Here is a 398-nt window from a genome sequence, read left to right as displayed (position 1 = left end):
CAGGGAACCGGCCCGGACGGCACACCGAAAAAGCCCGAATACAAGGACGCCGCCGAATACCTCCGCCAGAAACTCAAAATCAGCCGCAGCGAAGCCAAACGCCGGCTCCGCGTCGGCTCCAGCACCATGCCCACGACCCTGATCACCGGAGAACATGCGCCACCGAAGCTCGAACGCCTCGGCGCCGCACTGACCTCTTCACAGATCAGCGGCCAGGCCGCGACCCTCATCCGCGACGCCCTCGAACGCGTCCGCCCCACCGCAACCCCCGCGCACTTGGCCGCGATGGAAAACCAGCTCACCCAGCAGGCCACCGAATCAGACATCGACGGCCTGCGCGAAATCATCAAACGCTGGGAAGCAGTCCTGGACCCCGACGGACTCGAACCCACCGACGA

The 398-nt window shown here is 65.6% G+C and carries 1 protein-coding gene; it reads left to right on the top strand.

Going from position 1 to position 398, the window contains the following annotated elements:
• Positions 1-398, top strand: a 398-nt coding sequence (locus tag AC3A4M_RS22840) for a DUF222 domain-containing protein (RefSeq protein ID WP_498738918.1), incomplete at both ends; no start/stop codon positions are given.

Source organism: Arthrobacter sp. Soil_C_60, from assembly GCF_057656375.1.
Note: the sequence above shows the minus strand (reverse complement) of the source record. Positions and strands in the feature narration are given on the sequence as shown.